Below are 22,619 nucleotides of genomic sequence, written 5' to 3'. Positions count from 1 at the left end.
TAACTAAAGTTACATATCAAATTGAGCAGATGCTAAGGCGGCTTATAAAACACTGCCGCTCAAGCGTCGGGACGCATCATGACCTTGCCCAAAAGAGGGCTCGCTACTGGCCAGCGTCAGCAGGAAACCATCCTCGGACATCAGCTCGGACGTCAGACGACCTTGGTAGTGACCCAGCTCCAGATTCAGCGCCAGATCACGCTGCTCCAGATTGTCCACGCCCTTGATGACCAGCTCAAAACCCTGCTCGCTCAGCAGGTGGCAGGCCGTTTCCAGCAAGGCCTTGAACGTGGCCTCACGGCAGGCACGCTGAATGACCTCGGCCTCCAGCTTGACGCCACGAATCGGCCAGCCACGCAAACGGTTGAGCTTGTTGTTTTCAATATCGGTGCTGGTCAGCCAGACCTGGATGTCCTGCTCTTTCAGGAACTGCAAAGCCTGGATCAGCTCCGGTGTTTCTTCCAGCTCCTCGTCACAGAACAAATCCAGCTCGATGCAGCAAGGCTGCAGCTCGAACTGGCGCAACATGCTGGGCATGCGCTTGTAGATGGGCAGCAACATGTCGATGGGCAATTTCAAGCCAATATGACTGGCTCGCAGCGAATACTCCTGCCACCAGCGTCGCACATCTGTCATCAAGGTACGCAACATCCACTCGCACAAAGCCTGGCGGTGGATGGAATCAGACATATGGCGCAAGACCAGATCCGAGGACAATCGAAGGCCGGTGGGCGAGGTCCAGAACACTTGAGCATCCACACCGCTGTACTGGCCTGTGCTGGTCGCCACCCGCAATTGATATGAAAAAGACAATGCTTCGCTGGCCTGGGGATCGAGCACATCCAGCGTTTCCAGAGCGCGCAAGAGCTCCAGCGGTGTGGGCTGGCTCACTTCCTGCTCGTCGCGAGGCGCATAGAACTCCATGATCTCGCTGTCTTGCGGCTCTTGCTGGGCAATCAGTTTGCCCGTAAAGGTGTAGCCCCAGCCATGCACGGATTTGATGGGCAAGGCCACACCTGCCTGGCTGGCTTTGCGGCGCAAACGGCTGATCAGGGAATCCACAGCACGGCTGTCGCTGGCGGCCAGGCCTTTGTCGCGCATCAGGTCCTCACGGCTGAAGCGAGCATCCGCATGACGGACAAAGGCATCCATTAACTGACGCTCGCTATGCGTCAGCTCCAGGCCCACGCCATTGGGAGCGACGAGCGTCCAGCCCTTGTCGCGCAAGATCCATTCCTGTTGACCGGCCGGCTCCTGCACCTCTTCCAGAGCCTGGGCAACGCTCACGGCAGCATACACATTACGACGGCGCACGGCATGGCACCAGGCCATCAGCTCGGGAACTTGCACATCCAGTGCCAAACACGCATCGGCACCGGTCAGCAGCAACTGGACACGGGCGCTGGCAGACAGACCAGACTGAACGGCCACAATGCCCAGGGAGCCAAAATCATTGCGCAGCTTGGCTACCATCAAAGGGACGTAGCCCGTCTCGACCGGAAACAGCAACAGGTCGGCCTGACTCAACCGCTCCTCAGCCACCTTTTCCAGGGATCTGACAACGCTTGTCTTGGTACCGAAAACCCGCAATTGCTCCTGCCAGTAGTGCAAGCCTTCGTCTTCTTCCAAAACAATCAACACGCAGCGTGCATGTTCCATAAGCGCCTACTATTTAATTATTGCCAGTCCTGCGATGGACCCAGCGCGTGCCGACAATACTATTTTTTATCAATAGTTGGAATTATCACTTCTAGAATTACAGAGCACAAAGTAAAGAATGGTCAAATGTGGCGTTTGAAATTTTTTGTCTTCAAAATAACGTCAGCCTTACCCTCTGAACCATCTCGGGATTATTTCCCAATACCAATTCTTTTAAAATTCTGCCCCACAAATAATTATAGTTTTCATAACACTTGAACATAAAAAACCCGCTCGAAAGCGGGTTGTTCTAGCTCAAGACCAGGGGGAATACTTACTGGGCAGCGGACTCCAGGCGGGACTGCAGCTGGGCGGCGGGCAACCAGCCATCAGCACGGCTGCCATCGGCGAAGTAAATAGCTGGTGTACCCTGAATGCGCAGCTTTTGGCCAACAGCCAGGATTTGATCCAAGGGATGCTCACACGAGGCTTTTCCGGGTCTGGCACCACCTCCCATCCAATCACTCAGGGTTTTGGCCGGATTCTGGGCACACCAGATGTCCTCGGCTTTACGACGGCTATCCGGGCCCAGGATGGGAAACATCAGGCTATAAACCGTCACATTGTCGATCTCCTGCAGCGTAGTGTGCAGACGTTTGCAATAGCCACAATTGGGATCTTCAAAAACCACCATTTGACGACTGCCATCGCCTTTCACCAACTTAATGGCTTTATCCAGAGGCAGGTCATTTAGTGAAACACGGTTGAGCTCCTGCATGCGCTGCTCGGTCAGGTCGACACGCGTCTTGCTATCGAGCAAAGAGCCCTGCATCACGAAGCTGGCCTGCGGGTCGGTATACAGCAGGGTGCCGCCTACTTCCACTTCCAGCAAATTGGGAAAGGGTGTGGCTCGAATGCCCTCAACCGTCACGCCTGGAAAAGCCGCCTCAAAGGCCTGGCGCGTGGTCTCGTAACGGGTGTCTATTTTGGCGGGGCTGGCGGCCTGTGCCAGGCTGCACAGCGACAAGAGCGCCAGAGCCAATACAGAACGAAGATGCAACATCATGACGTACTTCCTTTGCTAATCGACAAGACTCTAGCAGCCTTAAAACAAGAGAGCGCCGGGGCTGATGCCGGCAGCATGCGCAATCAGGCGGCGCTTGACCCAGGGCAAGCGGTCCACCACTTGCATGCCAGCATTGCGCAGCATGGAAGCCGGTGCTCCCGGTGCCGCAAACAGGCGGTACAAGCCATCTGTGGCGGCCCGCATGGCTGCAATGGGTTCGGCGCGGGCACGCTTGTAGCGATTGAGCACACGCATATCGCCCACCGAATAATGCGGCCCACGCTCAGACAAGACCTTGATCAGGGCTTCGATATCACCCAAACCCAGATTCAAGCCCTGACCCGCCAAAGGATGTACACGATGCGCCGCATCGCCCACCAACGCCACGCCTGGCGACACCAGGCCGCTGCGTTCAAAGGTCAAGGGGAAACCGTGTACGGGGCTGCGCAAACTGAGCGGCCCCAAACGACCATTGGATAAAGAAAGCAAGCTGTTTTGCAGATACTGCGCCTGCTCATCCGACGGCATGGCCAGCACCTTGTCGGCCTGCGCTTGCGGCACGGACCAGACCATGGAGACTTGCGCTTTGCCATCCACATCCGGCATAGGCAACAGGGCAAGAATCGAATCACCCGTGAACCACTGCAAGGCAACTTGCTGGTGCGGGCGTTCTACGTTGAAGTGGGCCACCAGGCCGGCATCCCCGTACTCGCGCCCCTGATGCTCAATGCCGGCCGCAGAACGCAAGCCGGAACGGGCACCATCCGCCCCCACGAACAAATCAGCGCTGATGCGCTTTTGCCCGGCTGTGACGATGGTATTGCCTTCCAGACGCTCAAAGCGGTCTTCAATCCAGGGCACTCCAAATACTTGCAGTGCCTGATACAGCGCCTGCTCCATCTGACCGGACTCCACGATCCAGGCCAAATAATCCTGAGCATCCTGCCAGGCATGCAGATTCAGACAACCACCGCCATCACCATGTACTTCCATGGCCTGCACCGGCGAAATACGCTGGGACGACATCAGGTTCCAGGCACCCAGCTGCGCCAAAAACCGCTGACTGGCAACCGAGACGGCATAGACACGGGGATGATATTGCCCGGCCTCCAGCTGCATAGACTTGTACGCGGGGGACAAGATGCTGACATCAAACCCGGCCTTGCGTAAACCCAGGGCGCTGGCCATACCGGCCAAGGCCCCGCCACATACCACAATCCGTTCGTTCTTCATCGTGCGCTCGGTGCTCCTGCCTGACGTGGCCACAGCAACCACATTTGTCCCTGCTGCTTCATGCGCCCGGCCTGTGCACCGGCCTGATCGCCCGTGCCCCAGTACAAGTCAGTACGTGCCGGCCCCTTGATGGCCGCGCCCGTGTCCTGGGCAAAGACCAGTCGCTGCAAAGGCTGGTTGGTTGCAGGCTGCGAGGTAGCCAGATACACCGGCGTCCCCAAAGGTACATAAGTAGGGTCAATGGCAACGGAGCGCAGGCCAATCAAAGGAATGCCATAAGCCCCTTTAGGGCCCAGCTCCGGATCCACAATGGCCTCTTCACGGAAGAAAACCATGGCGGTATTTACATTCATCATTTCCTGAACACGATGCGGATTGCGCTTGGCCCAGGCCTTGATGTTTTGCATGGAGGTTTGTGCCAGTGGCATCTCGCCCTGCTTGGCCAGCCATTGGCCTATCGAGGCGTACGGGCGACCATTATGGTCGGCATAGGCCAGACGCACGGCGCTGCCATCAGGCAGCACGGCACGGCCCGAGCCTTGAATTTGCAAGAAGAAACCTTCTACCGGATCTTCCGCGTACACAATCACGGGCGGCTGGCGCTCAGGCTTGGCCATGATCTGCTCGCGAGTGTCGTAAGGCACAATGCGCTTGCCCTCCTGCTTGCCACGAATCCGCTTGCCGGCCAGCTCGGGGTACAAGCCGCCCAGATCAATCGTCAGCAAATCATCCGGCGCGGCGAACAGCGGCCACTGATAGCCGGCGCTACGAGTACGTGAGGCTTTGAGCAAAGGCTCGTAATAGCCCGTGACGGTGTTTTGAGCCACCGCGCCCTGAGCTGTCAGCAAGCGCCAGGGCTGCAACTGCTGTTGCAGGAAATTACGTACGGCCGCCGTATCTTTGGTGTCAGCGTTCAACCCTGCGGAGGCAGCGGCCTGACATACAGGCTGCCAGGCACGAGGATTGGCACGTGCAGGCATGGCCAGCGACCCGCTAACCGGGCGCATCAAGCCCTTGCAGTTATTGATGAAGCCTTTCCAGACATGATCCAGCGAATCGGCCTGCCAACCCGGCAAGGTAGACCAGTTCACCGCCTGATAGCGGCCTGCCAGCGCTCGTGCCGGGGTTTCCGGCAATGCGGACAGGGAAGGCACCCGCAAGGGCTGCAACGCTATATCAGGACCACCCTCTGTTGTCCCCGGAGCTGTTGACGAAGACCCCTGATCCACCGGCGTCGTGGAACAGGCACTCAAGGCCAGCAGTACGGCTGGCACGCAATAAATTAGCTTCATGACTGGGTTTGGCCCTTAGTGCAAGGTACGGGGGGAGGAAAGGATGAACTCCTGAATGGCGACCTCAAAGGGCACACCATTTTCACCAACACATTGATAGCTGCCGCGCATGGTGCCAAAAGGCGTGTTCAAGGGGCAGCCACTGGTGTACTCAAAGGTCTCGCCTGGAGCCAGCACCGGCTGCTGTCCCACAACCCCCAGGCCACGCACTTCCTGAACCTGCTGATTGTCATCCGTAATGATCCAGTGACGACTGATGATCTGTGCCGTCTGCTGTCCATTGTTGGTAATCCGTACGGTATAGGCAAAAACGTATTGATTGCTATCGGGCTCGGATTGCTCAGGCAGGTACTGGGGCGTGATCTGCACCTCAATATCGTCAGGCTTCATAATGGATTCCAGGTTACGGCTGTACAAATACGGGGCGCTGCACAGCCCCCCGCTTGAAACTATAATGATGACATATGGCCACGATTTTCGTGATGTCTAATCTTTACGGCACCTATTATGTCCCAAGCCAGCTCCACACGTATCGCCCCCAGTATTTTATCGGCTGACTTCGCCCGTCTGGGTGAAGAAGTCCGCAATGTAGTTGCCGCCGGCGCCGACTGGGTTCACTGCGACATCATGGACAACCACTTTGTACCGAACCTGACTTTCGGCCCCATGGTCTGTGCCGCCCTGCGCCCCCACACCACCGCTCCTATCGACGTACACCTAATGGTAGAGCCTGTGGACGCACTGATTCCCGAATTTGCCAAAGCCGGTGCCGATTACATCAGTTTCCACCCCGAAGCCTCGCGCCACGTGGATCGCACCCTGTCACTGATCCGTGACCACGGCTGTAAGGCCGGCCTGGTGTTCAACCCGGCCACCCCGCTGAACTGGATGGATCACTTGATGGACAAGCTGGACCTGGTCCTGCTGATGTCCGTGAACCCCGGCTTTGGTGGCCAGGCCTTCATTCCCAGTTCCATGGACAAGTTGCGCCAGGCTCGCGCCCGCATTGATGCCTGGACCGCAGAAGGCGGCCAGCCCATTCTGCTGCAAATTGATGGTGGCGTGAAAGTGGACAATATCGGCGCCATTCGTGCTGCCGGTGCCGATACCTTTGTGGCCGGTTCGGCTATTTTTGGCCAGCCCGACTACGCCCAGGTCATCCGCGACATGCGCGCGCAGATCGCTCTGGCTGAAAAAGCCTGAGCCCTGCGTCCGGCCTACTCACAGGCAGGCTGCCAGCGACTACTTGCTGTGCCCTCTACTACAACGTCGTATTGCGGCTATAACTACCTTGCCGCACCGGATTGTCCGGGCGACGACGCTCCACGAACAAGGCATTGCCCTGCACGCGCTTGGCCTGTGCCTTGGCAGAGCTGGCCAGCTCTGCAATCAAAGAGCCCGAATACAATTCGGGCTCATCTACTGTGACCACACCTAGAGACAGGCTCACTAGCGGGTGAAACACCAGCACGCCTTGACGGTTTTCAGCCAGATAACCGCCAGCCTGCCGGTGCTCCAGACGGTATAAAGACTCCAGTTCTTTTTCCAGCTCGTCCAGAATGCTTTGGCAGCGCTCGGCCCAGTCCGGGCTGGTGAACACCAAAATAAAATCGTCTCCACCCACATGGCCTACAAAGTCCATGCGCGCGACAGCATATCGGGTAAAGAGCTCCGCCATGGAGCGCAACAACTCATCCCCTTTGCGGTAGCCGTACAAATCGTTATAGGGTTTGAAGTGATCCAGATCCGCGTAGCACACCGCGAAGTTCTGACGATTACGCAGCAAGCCATCAATATGCTCATCAATGGGCACATTGCCCGGCAATTGCGTGAGCGGATTGGCATAACGGGCCGTCATGATCTGAATCTGCGTAATTTCACGCATCAGCTCCACACTGGAGCCCAGGCCCAGGTATTCGCCGGCGCTGGTAATGATGAAACCGTCGCTAAGTGCATCCCCCGCCCCCTGCGTCATCAGGGTGCCCAACTCCAGCAAGCTGGTATCGCAGTCCACAATCAATGGCGGGGTTTCAATAAACAAGGAACATGGCTTGTTGCCATAAAGTTCGCGGTGATAAGGACGAGCCAACTGATCATAAAGCTGACTACGGCGCAAAATCCCCGTCGGCCTGTCTCCTCGCAATAAAGCCACAGCACTCAAATCAGGGTGGCTTTGAAATAGCTCATAAACACGATTCGTCGGGGTGTTATCCGGAACAGCCGGTGCCGCACGTAGCAAGCGCCGCACACTCATGGAGTCCCGGCCCTGAACATGCCGTTGCGAGCGACTCGTATAAGGGCCAAACAGCGCAGCCTGGGCCGCTTCCAGCTGTGGTGGAGGGTTGGGTTGGGGTCGACATAATAAATACCCCTGCCCACAGGACACGCCCAAATAGCGCAAGGTACGTAATTCGGCACCCGTTTCAATACCCTCGGCAATCACGGTCGATTGGGCATGGCTGGCGATATCGCAAATAGAGCGCACCAATTGCTGCTTGAGCACATCGGTATCAATATCGCGCACAAAGTATTTATCGATCTTGACGTATTCAGGTCGCAGCTCCGACCACAAGCGCAGCGAGGCATACCCCTCGCCCAAATCATCAATCGCAAATTGCAGGCCTTCCTGGCGGTAAAGCTCGATAGCCTGATTTAAATAGTCGTAACTGTCGGTGCGCTCGGACTCGGTCAGCTCGACCACCACACGACTCCAGTCAATGCCATCGAGTTGCGGCATGCCAGTACGCGGATCAATCCGGGCCGAAGGCAACATCCGCATCACCACATCCGGACTGGAGTTCAAAAACAATTTGCCCGCCAAACCCTGCTGATTGAAACTGCTGACCAGGGTATGGCAACACAGCTCTTCCAGATCCCATAAACGCCCGCACTGCCGAGCAGCGTCAAACAAGGCTAATGGCGAATAAAAGCTGGTGTCCTTTGGTCCCCGAATCAACCCCTCGTAACCCAGAATCAAGCCAGACTGCAAATCCACAATAGGCTGAAAGACGGGCGTGACTTGTTTTTCTACGAGAATCTGATGAAATGTCTCGAGCATCATTCTTCCGCTCCTAGTGCCTTTCTGAACGGACTATCAAAAGCCAATCTTGTACCAAAATACGGTTTGCTCACTAAATTGATAAGCCCGCGTGCAGTAAGGAGCTTTAACATGATGAATCAAACGAAATGAAAAACCCGATGTTCGGAAAACTTTTTCTGCTCGACCTTAACAGGAATTTGACAATATTTTGTCACAAGCTCGCTACAAAAAGATGAATATTTTCTCTGTACTGTTCGATTTGGATGGCACCCTTCTGGACACCATTCCTGATCTGGCCTCTGCCTGCAATGCCATGCGTCTTGATCTCGGTCTGCCGGTGCTTCCAGAGGAGCGTATCGCCACTTTCGTGGGCAAAGGCTCGGAAAATCTGGTGCGACGCGCCCTGACCGACCTGCCCAATCCTCCTGCCGATTACACCCAAGCATTGGAATCATTTTATTACCATTACCAATTATGTAATGGCCAACACAGCCGCCTGTATCCCGGTGTACTAGAAGGATTGGATGACTTTAAAAGCCAGGGTTTACGCCTGGCAGTGGTCACCAACAAGCCCGAACAATTTGCGCGCCCCTTGCTGGAACAAACTGGTTTAAGCCCCTATTTCGAGCTGATTGTGGGCGGCGATACTTGTCCGCGCAAAAAACCCGACCCCATGCCTTTTCTGTACGCCTGCGAGCAAATGAAGCAGGCTCCTGAACAGGCTCTGGTCATTGGGGACTCCATGAATGACGCCCAGGCAGCCCGTGCCGCACAAATCCCCATACTGTTGGTTCCTTACGGCTATAACGAAGGCAAGGATGTGCAAAGCCTGGATTCCGATGGTATAGTTGCCTCTATTGCCGACGCGGCCACTTGGCTGCGCAATAAACGCAACACCATATCTACGTCATAAAATTCATGTCTACTCGCACTTACGCAACCACAATCTACGGCGCTTATTGGCGCTGGTGGCGTTCGTGTATCGGGTAGATATAACCTTGAAGTCTGGCGTCCCTGCAAAGTAGTACACAGCGGACCGCCTCCAGGAAAATAAGCCCGGTAATCACAACGACCGGGCTTTTTTTGTTTCTGTCCGGCTCGTCGTACCCACTGACCCTCGAGATCCCAATGACAGAAATAGAATTCAATGCCCTAGCAGCAGAAGGCTTCAACCGCATTCCCCTGATTGCGGAAACCTATGCCGACCTGGATACGCCCCTGTCGATTTATCTGAAACTGGCGCACAACGGCCCCGAAGGTGGACGTTACAGCTGCCTGATGGAATCGGTTGTGGGCGGCGAGCAGTTCGGTCGCTACTCCTTTATTGGCCTGCCTGCCCGTACCGTGATCCGCAGCTATGGCCGCCACACCCAAGTGCTGCACGATGGCAAGATTGTCGAAACAGCCGAAGGCGATCCGCTGGAATTCATCGAACAGTTCCAGGCGCGTTTCAAAGTCGCCCTGCGTCCTGGCATGCCCCGCTTTGCAGGTGGCTTGGCTGGTTACTTTGGCTACGACACGGTGCGCCACATCGAACCGTCCCTGGGCATGAACCGCAAACCCTTCCCTTCCGACCAGGAAGAAGGCGTACCGGACATCATGCTGCTGCAAGTGGACGAGCTGGTGATTGTGGATAATCTGGCAGGCCGCACTTACCTGCTGGTCTACGCCGATCCTGCCCAGCCCGAAGCCTACGTACTGGCCAAGCGCCGTCTGAAAGATCTGCGCGAAAAACTGCGCTCGCCCGTCGTGATCCCTTACGCCTACGCCAGCATGCAAACCGAATGCGAACGTGACTTCGACAAAGAGGATTACCTGAAGGCCGTGGCCCGCGCCAAGGACTACATTGCAGCCGGTGATCTGATGCAAGTGCAGATCGGCCAGGTCATCACCAAGCCTTTCCGCGACTCGCCCCTGTCCCTGTACCGTGCCCTGCGTTCGCTGAACCCATCGCCTTACATGTACTTCTGGAACTTCGACGACTTCCAGGTCGTGGGTGCATCGCCAGAAATTCTGGTACGACAGGAAGAACACCGTCAGGATGGCCGCAACATGGAACGCGTCACTATTCGCCCACTGGCCGGCACCCGCAAACGCGGAGCCACGCCTGAAGCCGATGCCGCACTGGCCGCCGAACTGAAGTCCGATCCTAAAGAACGCGCTGAACACCTGATGCTGATTGACCTGGCCCGCAACGATATTGGTCGCATCGCCAAAACCGGCACGGTACAAGTGACGGACACCATGGCAATCGAACGCTACTCGCATGTTCAGCACCTAGTCTCCAACGTCTGCGGCGAACTGCAAGACGGCATGAGTCAAATGGACGTGCTGCGCGCTTCCTTCCCGGCGGGAACCCTGACCGGCGCCCCCAAGGTACGCGCCATGGAAGTCATTGATGAGCTGGAACCCGTACGTCGTGGTGTGTACGGTGGTGCGGCTGGCTACCTGAGCTACTCGGGCGAAATGGACCTGGCAATTGCCATTCGCACCGGCGTCATCAAGGACGGCATGCTCTATGTACAAGCCGCCGCCGGCATCGTGGCCGACTCCGATCCCGAAAAAGAATGGCAAGAGACCGAAGCCAAGGCACGTGCGGTGATCCGCGCTGCCGAACAAGTGCAGTTCGGTCTGGACGAACCCATTTAATCGCCTGACTGCCATTCTTTTTCTGCCGGAGAATTCCCATGCTGTTCATGCTCGATAACTATGACTCGTTTACCTACAACCTGGTCCAGTACTTTGGAGAACTGGGCCAGGAAGTAGTGGTACGACGCAACGATCAAGTCACCCTTGAAGAGATTGAAGCCCTGAATCCCAGCCATCTGTGCGTCTCGCCCGGCCCCAAGTCCCCTGCGGATGCGGGCCTGTCGGTTGCACTGATCCAGCACTTTGCCGGCAAGCTACCGATTCTGGGCGTCTGCCTGGGTCATCAAGCGATCGGACATGCTTTTGGTGCACGCATTATTCGTGCGCAGCAAATCATGCATGGGAAAGTCTCCCCGATTACCCACCAGGGCACGGACGTATTCAGCAACTTGCCCTCCCCCTTTAACGTCACCCGCTACCACTCCCTGGCCATCGAGCGCGACAGCCTGCCCGATTGCCTGGAAGTGACTGCACAAACTGAAGACGGCGAGATCATGGGTGTCCGTCACCGTGAATTGCCTATTTATGGCGTGCAGTTTCACCCCGAGTCGGTGCTAAGCGAGCATGGCCACGCCTTACTGAAGAACTTTCTGGACCTTTAAATCATGAACACCATCACTCCTACCGAAGCACTGGTGCGCTGTATCGAACACCGGGAAATCTTCCACGACGAAATGCTGCATTTGATGCGCATGCTGATGCGCGGCGAGATGTCGCCCCAGATCGCGGCCGCCTTGCTGATGGGCCTGCGCGTGAAAAAAGAAAGCGTGGGTGAAATTTCTGCCGCCGCCCAGGTGATGCGCGAATTTGCCACCCCCGTCATTACGCCTAACCCGGACGAACTGCTGGATATGTGCGGTACAGGCGGCGACGGCTCCAATACCTTCAATATCTCCACCGCTTCCATGTTTGTGGCCGCCTCCGTAGGGGTGAAAGTAGCCAAGCACGGCAACCGCAGTGCGTCTTCCTCGTCCGGCAGTGCAGACGTGCTGGAAGCCCTGGGCGTCAACCTGACCTTCTCGCCTGAGCAAGTGGCACAAAGTATTGCTGAAACCAATATCGGCTTCATGTTCGCCCCCGCTCACCATGGTGCGATGAAAAACGTCGCCGCCGTCCGCAAAGAGCTGGGCGTGCGCACTATTTTCAATATTCTGGGCCCCCTGACCAACCCGGCCGGAGCAACCAACCAGCTGATGGGCGTCTTTCACCCCGACCTGGTGGGGATTCAGGTCCGTGTGATGCAACGCTTGGGGGCCAAGCACGTGCTGATCGTGCACGGCAAGGACGGCATGGATGAAGCGTCTCTGGGTGCCGCCACCCTGGTGGGCGAACTGAAAGACGGCCAGGTGCGTGAATACGAAATTCACCCCGAAGACTTTGGTATGGCCATGACCTCCAATCGCAGCATTCGCGTCTCCAGCAAAGAAGAATCTGCCGTCATGATTATGGAAGCCCTCAATAACCAAGAGGGTACGGCTCGTGATATCGTGGGCCTCAATGCTGGTTTGGCCATCTATGCCGCCAACCACGCCGACTCCATTGAACAAGGCCTGCACATGGCTTTTGAGGCCATTGCCAACGGTGCCGCCCGCGAAAAACTCGAACAATTCCGCGCTTATACAAGGAAGTTAAATCCATGAACGACATTCTGGCCAAGATCCTCGACACCAAAAGAGCTGAAGTCGTCACCGCCCGCCAACTGCGCAGCGAGTCCGACCTGCTGCGCGAAGCGAAGAACCGGAACGACCTGCGCGGCTTTGCTAGCGCGATTGAAGACAAGATTGCTCAAGGCAAGCCTGCCATTATTGCGGAAGTCAAAAAGGCATCCCCGTCCAAGGGTGTGATCCGCGCCGACTTCAACCCCACGGAAATTGCTTCCAGCTACGCCGCCCACGGTGCGGCCTGCCTGTCAGTCCTGACCGATATTCAGTATTTCCAGGGTTCCTACGATCACCTGCGTCAGGCCCGTGCCGTATGCGCGCTGCCCGTACTGCGCAAAGATTTCATCATTGACCCCTACCAGATCATCCATGCTCGTGCCATGGGTGCCGACTGCATCCTGCTGATCGTCGCCGCGCTGGAGCAGGATCAACTGATGGAATACGAAGAAATGGCCCACGAACTGGGCATGGACGTGCTGGTTGAAGTGCATGACCGCGCCGAGCTGGACATTGCCTTGCAAATGAAGACCAGCCTGCTGGGCATCAATAACCGCAATCTGCGCACCTTTGAAACCAGCACCCAGAACACCCTGGACCTGCTGCCCTTTATCCCCAGCGAAAAACGCGTTGTCACCGAAAGCGGTATCCACACTATTGAAGACGTGGCCCTGATGCGTGAGAACCAGGTGCAAGCCTTCCTGGTGGGTGAAGCTTTCATGCGTGAGCCTGATCCGGGCGTCGCCCTGCAAAACCTGTTCTTCGGTCAGCCTGCATGAGCAGCACCGCTTGCCCCCTGTGCGCCTTGAAGCCCGATCAATTGCTATGGTCGGGCGCAGGGCTACAGGTACTGGCTGTCACAGACAGCCCATTTCCTGGCTATACGCGAGTGATCTGGCAAGAGCACGTGGCTGAAATGACAGATTTGTCTGAGGAACAGCGGCAATACATCATGGCGGCGGTCTACGTGGTCGAACAGACTCAACGTGAGCAGTTGGGGGTCACCAAGATCAATCTGGCCCAATTCGGGAATCAGGTGCCGCATCTGCATTGGCACATCATCCCTCGCTGGAAGGACGACCCGTTCTTTCCGGACTCTGCCTGGTCGCCCGCCCCCACACGCACAGAAGAACAAAAGCAAGGCTGGGCTTCCCACGAAGAACGCCTGCTTGAGCAAGTCAGCCAGTATCAGCAGGCACTGTGTACTGCGCTAAAAGCACGATTCAAGCACTAAACCCGCTATTCAAGTCCTGCTATTCAAGAAATACCCGCTGGCCTGTAAAAAGTCAGCGGGTATTTTTTGCCTCCCGGAAAAGAGACGGCGCACTGTAACAGACAAGTACACCGCTTATCCGTGAAGCCCGCTACAGTGCGACTCCACCAGCAGGAGCCAAGCTGCTGTTGTGCTACTTGCACGCAGCCCACATAAACAACTTGCTTGCATAGCATGGCCATAGCCAACTCTTTACACCTGGCAGCACGACCACCTCGACTTCACAAATCTCCACCTACAAACGATCAGGGTAAGGAGTGCCCAACGACTTCCTTCCGACAAAATCCTTGATCCAGTCACTTCGAACACAAAATTAACCTAGATCAAGCCTGGAGGACAATCGCCTAGCCCCTTCAAAAACCACCATATATAGTGTCGTGAATCCTAAAAATCACTATATATAGGTTTTGGTGAAAAATATGGCTACCCAGGAAACCGCAACGCGTCCAGCTGCTCAGCTGGACATCATCCGCTCCATTACCGAATATCTGGACCGCCAGGACTGGCGCGTCCAGGCCAATGCCAACCAGGGCTACTCGCTGGGCGGACTGATTCTGAACAGCTCGGGCAAGATGATTGCCAACTACTGGCTCAGCCATGTGTACCCCGAAGCCATCGGTCAGGCACACCGTCAGGCTGACCTGCACATCCACGATCTGGACATGCTCTCTGGTTACTGCGCCGGCTGGTCCTTGCGCACTTTCCTGAATGAAGGGCTCAATGGCGTACCCGGAAAAATCGAATCCGGCCCACCGCAGCATCTAAGCAGTGCAGTTGGCCAGGTCGTCAATTTCCTGGGCACCCTGCAAAACGAATGGGCTGGCGCCCAGGCTTTCAGCTCCTTTGATACCTATATGGCACCCTTCATCCGCAAGGACGACCTGAGCTACAAGCAGGTGCGCCAATGCATGCAGGAGCTGATCTACAACCTGAACGTACCCTCACGCTGGGGTACGCAGACGCCCTTTACCAATCTGACCTTTGATTGGGTATGTCCGGAAGACCTGCGCGAGCAAGTGCCGCAAATCGGTGGTGTAGAAATGCCGTTTTGCTACGGGGATCTGCAAGCCGAAATGGACATGATCAACCAGGCCTATATCGAAGTCATGAGCGAGGGCGATGCCCGTGGCCGTGCCTTCACCTTCCCGATTCCCACCTACAACATCACCCGGGATTTTGACTGGCACAGCCCGAATGCCGAGCGCCTGTTTGCCATGACGGCCAAATATGGCCTGCCCTACTTCCAGAACTTCATTAACTCCGAGCTGGAACCCAATATGATCCGCTCCATGTGCTGCCGCCTGCAGCTGGATCTGCGCGAGCTGCTCAAACGCGGCAATGGCTTGTTTGGCTCCGCCGAGCAAACCGGCTCCCTGGGAGTGGTCACTCTGAACTGCGCCCGCCTGGGGTATCTGTATCAAGGCAATGAAGCCGGTCTGTTTGCCCGTTTGGATGAACTGCTGGAAATGGGTCGTGACAGCCTGGAAATCAAGCGCACGGTGATCCAGCAACATATGGACCAAGGGCTGTTTCCTTACACACGCCGCTATCTGGGCACCTTGCGTAATCACTTCTCCACGCTGGGGGTCAACGGCATTAACGAGATGATCCGCAACTTTACCCAGGACAAGCAGAATCTTTGCACGCCGTGGGGACACCGCTTTGCCTTGCGTTTGCTGGATCACATTCGGGAGCGCATGGTGGAGTTTCAGGAAAGCACCGGCCACCTGTACAACCTGGAAGCCACCCCTGCCGAGGGCACCACTTATCGCTTTGCCAAAGAAGATCGCGCCCGCTGGCCCGACATTTTGCAAGCAGGGACCGAGCAGATGCCCTACTACACCAATTCCTCACAGCTGCCGGTGGGCTTTACCGAAGATCCTTTCGAAGCGCTGGAGCGACAAGACGAGCTGCAAGGCAAATATACCGGCGGCACCGTGCTGCACCTGTACATGACCGAGGCCCTGTCCAGCACCGACGCCTGCCGCAATCTGGTGCAACGAGCCTTGAACCGTTTTTCCTTACCTTACATCACCGTCACGCCCACTTTTTCCATCTGCCCTAAACACGGCTATCTGTCTGGAAAACATGAGTTTTGTCCACATTGCGATAGTGAACTGCTGGCCAACAAGATAGCTCAGGCCAGAGTCGAAACTGACGCTCAAAACGACGGGGGCGCGGAATCCTCAATGCCGTCGCAGGCAGCAACACCGACACCGACACCGACACCGACACCGACACCGACACCGACACCGACACCGACACCGACACCGACACCGACACCGACACCGACACCGACACCAGTCTATTAAAGCTGATCTTTTCGAACAGATCTCTTTTATCCAGATTGACTACACCCAATCCACTTAGCGCAGCTGAAACCAGGCTTTTTGTTTTCCTCAGCGTTTATCTACAACCAGCCTTTTGGCACACAACTAGCTAGTCACATCCGCTTAGCGTGACGGCCCTTTTATCCAGGGAGTTATTCATGAACACCGACACCATCACTCTTCAAGATTCCGAACGCCAACCTTGCGAAATCTGGACACGCGTCATGGGCTACCACCGTCCCATGTCGTCCTTCAATATTGGCAAGCAAGGCGAGTTCCACGAGCGACGCTACTTCACCGAAGCCAGCGCCTCTATAAGCAACACTGCCCCAACCCTGTAAACATCCACTTAAGTGTCATGACTTACGCCACACGCCATCTATATCCAGCCATGCCTCCACGCAAAGTGGCCTTGAAAGTGGGCGGCTGTGCCCCTTTCTCAGCCACGGATTACCCCGGCCAATTAGCCGCTGTCATCTTTGTGCAAGGCTGCCCCTGGCGCTGTGGCTACTGTCATAATCCTCACCTGCAAGAGCGCAAGGCAGACAGTGCCATTGATTGGAACGCCTTGCTGGATTTTCTGAATCGCCGAGTCGGCCTGTTGGACGCCGTCGTCTTTAGCGGCGGCGAGCCCACACTGGACCCAGCCCTGGGTTCCGCCATACGCGCGGTGCGCAGGCTGGGCTTCAAAATTGGTTTACACACGGCAGGCACACATCCGGCCAGACTGTTGGAGATTCTGCCGTGGGTGGACTGGATAGGCCTGGATATCAAGGCAGAGTTCAGCCATTACGACGCCGTTACTCAACGCAGCAATAGCGCGGCCGCGCCTTTACGCAGCTTGCAGCTATTGCTGAATGAAGACGTTCTGTTTGAATGTCGCAGCACCATTCATCCCCAACTGCATAGTCCCGCCTCGGTACAGGCTTTGGGGCAACACTTGCATGAGCTGGGCGTCCAGCGCTATGCCGTGCAGATTTTCCGCACACAAGGCTGTGATGATGATTTCCTGAATGAAACTGGGCAGGCTTTGCAGGCCTACCCAGGAACGGAAGTTTTGGAAAACCTCCAGAAGCTGTTTCCACACTTTGAAGTGCGGCGCTCTTAACTGTCTCAGGAAGAAGCTGGCGTACGTATCGGGCGACGCAGCACATCCTGCAAAGCCGCTTTCCCCTGCTTGAGCACGGCACGCGGATGCAGAATGTCGGGGTCCAAGGCGTCCAAGGTGTTTTTCACCATCAAGCCCAATTCGGTATCGCCCTCAATCGACAAACGTCGATTAAAGAACAAGGTATCCGGGTCTTCCTGCCGCTGCAAAAGCTGATAAAAAGCCCAAAGATCTGCTTTCAGAATCAGATCCGGACTCTGCGCGCGCGCAGACGAAGGGTAAAAAGCGCCCTGACGCCAGGTATAGTCAAACGCCAAGCCAGCATCCGCCACCTGTATGCGTAAAGCCCGGCCCTCCAGCCGTTCGGCAATATCAGCCGGCAAGTGTGGGCGCATCAGCACGTTCAAGCCCGTACAAAACAGACAAGAGCCCGGCCAAGGGGGTAGACGGCTTAGAACACCCGCCACAACAGCGGGTAAACGGGGAGTCGTTATTTCATTCACTTTTGTATCCCTCCCTTAAAAACGCTCTGACACCGGCGACACCCATTCCAAACCGGGCCGACCATGCCAGAAACCGTTGCAGGCTTTAGCGGGCAGTAAAGGCAGCATATCCTCGTGGGCATCTATTGCCTGAATACGCCCCTCAATCACGTCGTTAAACAAATGCACGACCGCGTCCATATGTTGAGATTGCGGGCTCAGGCGCAGCATATTCACGCCCAAGTCGCGCAAATCCAGCACCTGCTCCAACAAGGTATATACCCAGGCAGATTGAGTCTGAATACCGTTGATCGTCAGAAAACCCTGCCCTTCACGGGTTTCCAGTAACAGCCCGTCGGGATAGTCCATGCATACATATTGGCAGTTATCCTTGGGCAAGTTGCGGTTACGCGCCGCAAAGCAACGGGCCGAGAAGGCCAGGGGCAAGCGCCCGAAGGCGAAGACCTCGGTTTCCAAACCGGCAGGTCTGTCCTGCTGCAACTGCGCCAATCCCGCACGGCCCATTTCCAAAGGCATCACCCAGCGCACAGCGCCTTGAGAGGCGATCAAATCCAGCACTGGCCCGTTATAAACATTCAAAAAAGGACCGGCAACAAAGTCTCGGCCCTGCATCAAACGTACTGCCCCCATATCGTTGGCTTCGACCAGATAATCAGCCTGCTCGGTGACCTTGCGTAGTGTATTCACGTCCCGCCCGGACTCCAGCAAGACTTGGCTGGACAGAACCGGCACTTTGCCGGCCTGGGCCAGCATCTGAGCGATATCCAGCCAATCATCCAGTCGTAGTTCGTGACGGCGTGAACATACGGTCTCGCCCAGATACACCACATCTACCGGCCAATCGCAGGCCGACTCATAAAACTGCATGGTGGCGACGCGGGACCAGTAGTACTGCAAGGGGCCTAAGGATAATTTCATGTTTGAGCCTCCCATGCTCTACTTCCAGGGCCGAGAATAGGCACCCAGCGTATGTTGCTGCCCTTCGGCCAACTTGTTCAAAGCCCCCATCCAGGCCGGATGGACTGAATAACGGGCTGGCGTGGATTTGGCCGAATCAATGGCTTGCCGCCAAACCTGGGTAACTTGAGCCACATAAGCCGGGCTGCGCTGTCGGCCTTCAATCTTGATTGCGCTGACACCCGCAGCCAACAGTTGTGGCAACAAGGACAAGGTGTTCAGGCTGGTAGGCTCTTCCAGGGCGTAATAGTTCTCGCCCGCCACATCAAAACGCCCTTTGCATAAAGTGGGGTAAGCCGCGTTTTCGCCATCCTGATAGCGGTCGATCAACACACCATTCAGACGCGACTCCAGGCCCTGATCAGTCTGCTCCCAACGCACATGCCCGGCGGGAGAACAGACACCATGTGTATTGGGCGACTCGCCTGTGGCATAGGATGACAAGGCACAGCGGCCCTCCACCATTACGCACAAACTGCCAAAACCAAACACTTCTACTTGAACAGGGACCTGCTCACAGACCTGCTCCACTTGGGCCATGGACAAGACGCGCGGCAAGACCACACGCTGAATGCCAAAGTTCTGGTGGTAATACTTGATGGCTTCCGGATTGGTGGCTGAACCTTGCACCGACAAGTGCAAGCGCAGATTGGGATGTGCCTGGCTGGCATACGCCATCAAGCCAGGATCTGCCATGATGACCGCATCGACTTGGGCCTCTGCGGCTCGGTCCACCGCGTCGCGCCACTGCTGCCAGGCATTGGGTTGCGGGTAGGTATTGAGAGCCAGCAAAACCTTGCGGCCGCGCTGATGCGCGTAATCAATCCCTTGTGCAATCGCCTGCGCATCAAAATTAAGCCCGGCGAAGTTCCGGGCGTTGGTGGCATCCCGGAACCCCAGGTAAACACTATCGGCGCCGTTATCAATCGCCGCTTTCAAGGCAGGCAAGCTGCCCGCGGGGCAAACCAGTTCCATCTGCGGGTTATCGGACGCGGCTAAAGCCGTGGACGCTGTATTCATGACACTCCCCGATCAGCAATCTGGCCAGGGCGGATCCTGGCTCGACAAGACCACCACTATGCCTGCTCTGAAATTAAGGGGCCTTAACGCATATCAAATTCTTTCCACCTCCTGACCCGTGGCAAACAAGTCCCACTTTGCCTGCGCCATAGGCGGGCAGAATGGTACACAATGCCTTCCAAGCCTTTCGTGCTGGAGTCTTGATGACACAAACTGAGATCATGCTGGATACTCGCGGCCTGCCCGCACCGGAACCTTTGGAGCATTGCCTGGAAGCACTGGCCGAACTGGCTCCCACCCAAGCCTTGCTCATGTGGCTGGATCGAGAGCCCTTCCCTTTGTATGAAATCCTGCGACGCAGTGGTTTCAAATATCACGGCACACACCAGGAAAACGGCTTTCAGCTCATCATCCGCAGGAACTAAGTCTATGCAACGCGCTTTATCGCTGGATCAGTCGCCCTCTTTGTCACTGACCCTGCCCCTGTTTGCGAACGTCCCATTTTTTGGACTGCTGGCCGCCATATTGGCGCTCTATAGCGGACCGGAATTATTCAACTCCCGCTGGCACCCGACTACCTTGGCCTTGACTCATGCCTGGACCTTGGGAATTGTGGGTAGCGCCATGTTTGCCTCTTTGGCGCATATTCTGGCGGTGGCCTGTAATGTGCCTATTCAGGTACCACGCGGTCGGGCCCTCGTTTTTTGGTGCTTGCTCAGCGCCGGCACACTGTTGCTGATGACAGGCTTTCTTAGCTGGCAAAGCTGGGTATACACGCTGGCCGGCGCTTGTCTGGCCATGGCTCTAGGGGGCTATCTGCTGACTGTCATGCTGGCCTTGTGGCGCTCTCGGCGCGACGTCTTTCGCGGCGCCAAAGAGATTGTCGCTCCTATTCGCCTGGCCTTGCTGGGTCTGCTGCTGACCGTCTCAACAGGGCTTGCCATGCTGGTTGCTCTGGCAAGCGAACAAGCCGTCGCCAATCTGCTGAACCTGCACGTGATGATGGGTTTGGCCGCTTGGGCAGGCTTGCTGCTGATTGCCATGTCGTTCCAGCTGCTGCCTATTTTTCAGATCACCGAACTCTATCCGGCGCCCCTGGTACGTTGGCTACCTTGGGTTGTAGGTGCATTGTTGATCGCACAATGGGGCCTGGCCTCTTTGCCCGGCTCCTGGCTACCTGTGCGCGATCTGGTCATCTACCTGATATTTTTAAGCTACGGCTTATGGGCAGTGATTACCTGGGCGCGACTCTGGAAACGCAAACGTCCAACAGCAGGAGCCAGCACCCTGTTCTGGTATAGCTCTTTAAGCAGCCTGTTGATTGCGGTCCTTTTAAACTTCTGGACCCATAATCCCGCCGCCTCCAACGCAGAGCTGGCCATAGGAGTCTTGCTGATTATGGGAGCCTTGGGCTCCGTCGTCTGTGGAATGCTCTATACCATCGTGCCTTTTCTGCTTTGGCGCGAGGCCCAGGAGCAGGTCAGCATGGATACGGACAATACCGAGCACACGCGTGCCCTCTTGCGCCTTATCCCCAAGACTGCCAACTACATCCCCGCATCCACCGCCCGCGCGCATTGGGCTTTGCATAGCCTGAGCCTGATACTTTGGACAGGCGCAAGCTTGGGTATCGAATCTTTCGCGTGGTTGGCAGCCCCTGCCTTGCTGCTGTCCTTTGCGACCCTGTCGTGGAATCTATGGACAGCCTGGCAGCGTTATCGCCATAGCCTGCGCGCTATCCACGCATATCAGGCAGAGCACCATATTGCCGTAAAGCCGCACTGTCCAGAATCGTAAAATTACGCCGCTGAACCCGAATCAGATCCCGGTCCATCAAATCACGCAAGGTACGTGACAAGTGCTCCGGGGTCAGATTCAGGCGGGAGGCAATGACGGACTTGCCAACATCAATCCTGAAGGGGACACCCTCTTCGCCCGGCCACTCCTGCAAAAGGTAATTCACCAGACGTTGCACCCCATTTTGCAGCGTATAGGCCTCCAACTCGCCCATCAAGCGATACAGCCGCTCGCTTAAACCAGCCAGCATCAGGCGGGCAACATCACTGCCCTTCTCCAGCTGTTCCATCAAAGTGTCTCTGTTGATATGCAAAAGCAGAGAATCCACCAAAGTCTGGGCCGTCACGATGTAATTACGGCCCATGAACATCAATGCCTCACCAAAGCCTTCCCCTGGCCCGACCAAACGCACAACGCGCTCGGAACCCGTGGACGAGACAAAGACCAGTTTCACGCGGCCATAAACCAGCATGTGAAAGCCCAAACAAGGGTCACCGCTGTGGAATAAAGTCGTCCCGCGCAAGGCGTGCACTTCCTGAGTACCTTTGGCGATAGGCTCCAACTGGTCTGGAGGCAGCTCCTTGAATATAGGTAGATGAGCCAACTGAGCCTGTATGCGTTTCCAGCGTCCAGGTCCTTCCCCCTGCACGAGCCTGGTGTCCGACAAATCATCATTGCTTGCCTGCGAGGCCGTGTCTTGAGCCGCCATATCTTTTCCATAAGCCAAATAGAACCATAGCTAGACTGACACACTCCCTTCCCTCTTGTTCAGATTAGCTCGGCGCCTGATTGACGCACGTCAAACAGATAAATAGAGGAGGTGAAGAGGAGGCAGAAAGTCAGTCAGAACTGCTAGTTCAGCATGACTTAAGGACAGATCCAAGCAAGAAGCGGTCAAGATTGACCATGTTGCAGGTAGGGAATATGAAGGGGTGGAGGTGCACCTGAAGCGATGATCCAGGAGATCAGGCCTGCATGTCAGCAGAGCGTGCCGCTGGCCTGTGCGTGGGCGACGCATAAAACAAAACCCCCGCAAGCGGTGCGCTTGCGGGGGT

22 protein-coding genes are annotated in these 22,619 nt (G+C 56.2%); 12 read left to right on the top strand and 10 right to left on the bottom strand.

Features of this window, described 5'->3' with window-relative positions; genetic code table 11:
- Positions 1 to 42: 42 nt before the first annotated feature.
- The 5 genes from Q9R35_RS16890 to apaG all read right to left on the bottom strand — a co-directional run bounded on the left by Q9R35_RS16890 (position 43) and on the right by apaG (position 5,619).
- A complete protein-coding gene (locus Q9R35_RS16890; protein WP_311220160.1) occupies positions 43 to 1,659 on the bottom strand; it encodes an EAL domain-containing protein in 1,617 nt (538 codons plus the stop codon).
- Between the two features lie 313 nt (positions 1,660 to 1,972).
- Positions 1,973 to 2,704: a DsbC family protein gene (locus Q9R35_RS16885; RefSeq protein WP_042488653.1), complete on the bottom strand. Its 732-nt coding sequence runs from the start codon at positions 2,702 to 2,704 to the stop codon at positions 1,973 to 1,975.
- Between the two features lie 39 nt (positions 2,705 to 2,743).
- A complete protein-coding gene (locus tag Q9R35_RS16880) occupies positions 2,744 to 3,937 on the bottom strand; it encodes an FAD-dependent monooxygenase (protein WP_042488656.1) in 1,194 nt (397 codons plus the stop codon).
- Positions 3,934 to 5,229 (bottom strand): murein transglycosylase A, encoded by a 1,296-nt coding sequence (locus Q9R35_RS16875; protein ID WP_042488658.1) that lies wholly within the window; start codon positions 5,227 to 5,229, stop codon positions 3,934 to 3,936. Before Q9R35_RS16875 ends, Q9R35_RS16880 begins: the two co-directional genes overlap by 4 nt.
- A 15-nt stretch (positions 5,230 to 5,244) precedes the next feature.
- Positions 5,245 to 5,619: a Co2+/Mg2+ efflux protein ApaG gene (gene apaG / locus Q9R35_RS16870; RefSeq protein WP_021447080.1), complete on the bottom strand. Its 375-nt coding sequence runs from the start codon at positions 5,617 to 5,619 to the stop codon at positions 5,245 to 5,247.
- Positions 5,620 to 5,736: 117 nt separating this feature from the next.
- Here apaG and rpe point away from each other — a divergent pair, with 117 nt between their 5' ends.
- Positions 5,737 to 6,432 carry a ribulose-phosphate 3-epimerase gene (rpe, locus tag Q9R35_RS16865; RefSeq protein WP_042488661.1) on the top strand — a complete coding sequence of 232 codons (696 nt, stop codon included), beginning with the start codon at positions 5,737 to 5,739 and terminating at the stop codon, positions 6,430 to 6,432.
- Between the two features lie 58 nt (positions 6,433 to 6,490).
- Here rpe and Q9R35_RS16860 read toward each other — a convergent pair whose 3' ends face one another.
- Positions 6,491 to 8,290 (bottom strand): GGDEF domain-containing protein, encoded by a 1,800-nt coding sequence (locus Q9R35_RS16860; protein ID WP_311220159.1) that lies wholly within the window; start codon positions 8,288 to 8,290, stop codon positions 6,491 to 6,493.
- Between the two features lie 211 nt (positions 8,291 to 8,501).
- On the opposite strand from Q9R35_RS16860, the gene Q9R35_RS16855 reads away from it, so the two are divergent.
- The 9 genes from Q9R35_RS16855 (at position 8,502) to Q9R35_RS16815 (ending at position 17,287) form a co-directional block, all read left to right on the top strand.
- Positions 8,502 to 9,182 carry a phosphoglycolate phosphatase gene (locus Q9R35_RS16855; protein WP_171902924.1) on the top strand — a complete coding sequence of 227 codons (681 nt, stop codon included), beginning with the start codon at positions 8,502 to 8,504 and terminating at the stop codon, positions 9,180 to 9,182.
- Between the two features lie 215 nt (positions 9,183 to 9,397).
- Positions 9,398 to 10,918 (top strand): anthranilate synthase component I, encoded by a 1,521-nt coding sequence (gene trpE, locus Q9R35_RS16850; RefSeq protein ID WP_042488668.1) that lies wholly within the window; start codon positions 9,398 to 9,400, stop codon positions 10,916 to 10,918.
- A gap of 38 nt (positions 10,919 to 10,956) precedes the next feature.
- Complete coding sequence (locus Q9R35_RS16845) at positions 10,957 to 11,520, top strand: aminodeoxychorismate/anthranilate synthase component II (RefSeq protein WP_021447083.1); 564 nt, start codon at positions 10,957 to 10,959, stop codon at positions 11,518 to 11,520.
- 3 nt (positions 11,521 to 11,523) lie between these two features.
- Positions 11,524 to 12,558 (top strand): anthranilate phosphoribosyltransferase, encoded by a 1,035-nt coding sequence (gene trpD / locus Q9R35_RS16840; protein ID WP_311220158.1) that lies wholly within the window; start codon positions 11,524 to 11,526, stop codon positions 12,556 to 12,558.
- Entirely contained in the window at positions 12,555 to 13,355 is an 801-nt protein-coding gene (trpC, locus tag Q9R35_RS16835; RefSeq protein WP_042488673.1) for an indole-3-glycerol phosphate synthase TrpC, read from the top strand. The genes trpD and trpC overlap by 4 nt, the downstream gene beginning before the upstream one ends.
- Entirely contained in the window at positions 13,352 to 13,810 is a 459-nt protein-coding gene (locus Q9R35_RS16830; RefSeq protein ID WP_086069588.1) for an HIT family protein, read from the top strand. The genes trpC and Q9R35_RS16830 overlap by 4 nt, the downstream gene beginning before the upstream one ends.
- Before the next feature lie 458 nt (positions 13,811 to 14,268).
- On the top strand, positions 14,269 to 16,161 hold the full coding sequence (locus Q9R35_RS16825; RefSeq protein WP_311220157.1) for a ribonucleoside triphosphate reductase: 1,893 nt from the start codon (positions 14,269 to 14,271) through the stop codon (positions 16,159 to 16,161).
- A 176-nt stretch (positions 16,162 to 16,337) separates the two neighbouring features.
- Entirely contained in the window at positions 16,338 to 16,520 is a 183-nt protein-coding gene (nrdD, locus tag Q9R35_RS16820; RefSeq protein WP_311220156.1) for an anaerobic ribonucleoside-triphosphate reductase, read from the top strand.
- Positions 16,521 to 16,537: 17 nt separating this feature from the next.
- Positions 16,538 to 17,287 carry an anaerobic ribonucleoside-triphosphate reductase activating protein gene (locus tag Q9R35_RS16815; RefSeq protein ID WP_311220155.1) on the top strand — a complete coding sequence of 250 codons (750 nt, stop codon included), beginning with the start codon at positions 16,538 to 16,540 and terminating at the stop codon, positions 17,285 to 17,287.
- A 5-nt stretch (positions 17,288 to 17,292) separates the two neighbouring features.
- Here the strand turns inward: Q9R35_RS16815 and Q9R35_RS16810 are convergent, their stop codons facing one another.
- From Q9R35_RS16810 to Q9R35_RS16800, 3 genes are read right to left on the bottom strand one after another with little or no spacing between them, the layout of a single operon-like run.
- Entirely contained in the window at positions 17,293 to 17,790 is a 498-nt protein-coding gene (locus Q9R35_RS16810) for an SCP2 sterol-binding domain-containing protein (protein ID WP_311220154.1), read from the bottom strand.
- Positions 17,791 to 17,805: 15 nt separating this feature from the next.
- Positions 17,806 to 18,708 carry a U32 family peptidase gene (locus Q9R35_RS16805; protein WP_311220153.1) on the bottom strand — a complete coding sequence of 301 codons (903 nt, stop codon included), beginning with the start codon at positions 18,706 to 18,708 and terminating at the stop codon, positions 17,806 to 17,808.
- Between the two features lie 18 nt (positions 18,709 to 18,726).
- Positions 18,727 to 19,722, bottom strand: a complete 996-nt coding sequence (locus Q9R35_RS16800) for a peptidase U32 family protein (RefSeq protein ID WP_042488709.1) — start codon at positions 19,720 to 19,722, stop codon at positions 18,727 to 18,729.
- A gap of 248 nt (positions 19,723 to 19,970) precedes the next feature.
- Here Q9R35_RS16800 and Q9R35_RS16795 point away from each other — a divergent pair, with 248 nt between their 5' ends.
- A complete protein-coding gene (locus Q9R35_RS16795) occupies positions 19,971 to 20,192 on the top strand; it encodes a DUF2249 domain-containing protein (RefSeq protein WP_042488711.1) in 222 nt (73 codons plus the stop codon).
- A 4-nt stretch (positions 20,193 to 20,196) separates the two neighbouring features.
- Entirely contained in the window at positions 20,197 to 21,564 is a 1,368-nt protein-coding gene (locus Q9R35_RS16790; RefSeq protein WP_311220152.1) for a hypothetical protein, read from the top strand.
- Here the strand turns inward: Q9R35_RS16790 and Q9R35_RS16785 are convergent.
- A complete protein-coding gene (locus tag Q9R35_RS16785; protein WP_052363033.1) occupies positions 21,503 to 22,273 on the bottom strand; it encodes a Crp/Fnr family transcriptional regulator in 771 nt (256 codons plus the stop codon). The genes Q9R35_RS16790 and Q9R35_RS16785 overlap by 62 nt on opposite strands.
- Positions 22,274 to 22,619 lie beyond the last annotated feature (346 nt).

Origin of the sequence: Alcaligenes sp. AB3 (assembly GCF_031844565.1) — a bacterium.
GTDB classification, from domain to species: Bacteria; Pseudomonadota; Gammaproteobacteria; order Burkholderiales; family Burkholderiaceae_B; genus Alcaligenes; species Alcaligenes faecalis.
Note: the sequence above shows the minus strand (reverse complement) of the source record. Positions and strands in the feature narration are given on the sequence as shown.

What these genes read in the sequence shown, in the direction of transcription:
- rpe (WP_042488661.1), top strand. Translation starts at nt 5,737, where the DNA reads ATGTCCCAAGCCAGCTCCACACGTATCGCCCCCAGTATTTTATCGGCT.
- Q9R35_RS16890 (WP_311220160.1), bottom strand. Translation starts at nt 1,659, where the DNA reads ATGGAACATGCACGCTGCGTGTTGATTGTTTTGGAAGAAGACGAAGGC.
- apaG (WP_021447080.1), bottom strand. Translation starts at nt 5,619, where the DNA reads ATGAAGCCTGACGATATTGAGGTGCAGATCACGCCCCAGTACCTGCCT.
- Q9R35_RS16800 (WP_042488709.1), bottom strand. Translation starts at nt 19,722, where the DNA reads ATGGAACTGGTTTGCCCCGCGGGCAGCTTGCCTGCCTTGAAAGCGGCG.
- Q9R35_RS16815 (WP_311220155.1), top strand. Translation starts at nt 16,538, where the DNA reads ATGACTTACGCCACACGCCATCTATATCCAGCCATGCCTCCACGCAAA.
- Q9R35_RS16830 (WP_086069588.1), top strand. Translation starts at nt 13,352, where the DNA reads ATGAGCAGCACCGCTTGCCCCCTGTGCGCCTTGAAGCCCGATCAATTG.
- Q9R35_RS16875 (WP_042488658.1), bottom strand. Translation starts at nt 5,229, where the DNA reads ATGAAGCTAATTTATTGCGTGCCAGCCGTACTGCTGGCCTTGAGTGCC.
- Q9R35_RS16805 (WP_311220153.1), bottom strand. Translation starts at nt 18,708, where the DNA reads ATGAAATTATCCTTAGGCCCCTTGCAGTACTACTGGTCCCGCGTCGCC.
- nrdD (WP_311220156.1), top strand. Translation starts at nt 16,338, where the DNA reads ATGAACACCGACACCATCACTCTTCAAGATTCCGAACGCCAACCTTGC.
- Q9R35_RS16785 (WP_052363033.1), bottom strand. Translation starts at nt 22,273, where the DNA reads ATGGCGGCTCAAGACACGGCCTCGCAGGCAAGCAATGATGATTTGTCG.
- Q9R35_RS16860 (WP_311220159.1), bottom strand. Translation starts at nt 8,290, where the DNA reads ATGATGCTCGAGACATTTCATCAGATTCTCGTAGAAAAACAAGTCACG.
- Q9R35_RS16880 (WP_042488656.1), bottom strand. Translation starts at nt 3,937, where the DNA reads ATGAAGAACGAACGGATTGTGGTATGTGGCGGGGCCTTGGCCGGTATG.
- trpD (WP_311220158.1), top strand. Translation starts at nt 11,524, where the DNA reads ATGAACACCATCACTCCTACCGAAGCACTGGTGCGCTGTATCGAACAC.
- trpE (WP_042488668.1), top strand. Translation starts at nt 9,398, where the DNA reads ATGACAGAAATAGAATTCAATGCCCTAGCAGCAGAAGGCTTCAACCGC.
- Q9R35_RS16790 (WP_311220152.1), top strand. Translation starts at nt 20,197, where the DNA reads ATGCAACGCGCTTTATCGCTGGATCAGTCGCCCTCTTTGTCACTGACC.
- trpC (WP_042488673.1), top strand. Translation starts at nt 12,555, where the DNA reads ATGAACGACATTCTGGCCAAGATCCTCGACACCAAAAGAGCTGAAGTC.
- Q9R35_RS16845 (WP_021447083.1), top strand. Translation starts at nt 10,957, where the DNA reads ATGCTGTTCATGCTCGATAACTATGACTCGTTTACCTACAACCTGGTC.
- Q9R35_RS16825 (WP_311220157.1), top strand. Translation starts at nt 14,269, where the DNA reads ATGGCTACCCAGGAAACCGCAACGCGTCCAGCTGCTCAGCTGGACATC.
- Q9R35_RS16855 (WP_171902924.1), top strand. Translation starts at nt 8,502, where the DNA reads ATGAATATTTTCTCTGTACTGTTCGATTTGGATGGCACCCTTCTGGAC.
- Q9R35_RS16795 (WP_042488711.1), top strand. Translation starts at nt 19,971, where the DNA reads ATGACACAAACTGAGATCATGCTGGATACTCGCGGCCTGCCCGCACCG.
- Q9R35_RS16885 (WP_042488653.1), bottom strand. Translation starts at nt 2,704, where the DNA reads ATGATGTTGCATCTTCGTTCTGTATTGGCTCTGGCGCTCTTGTCGCTG.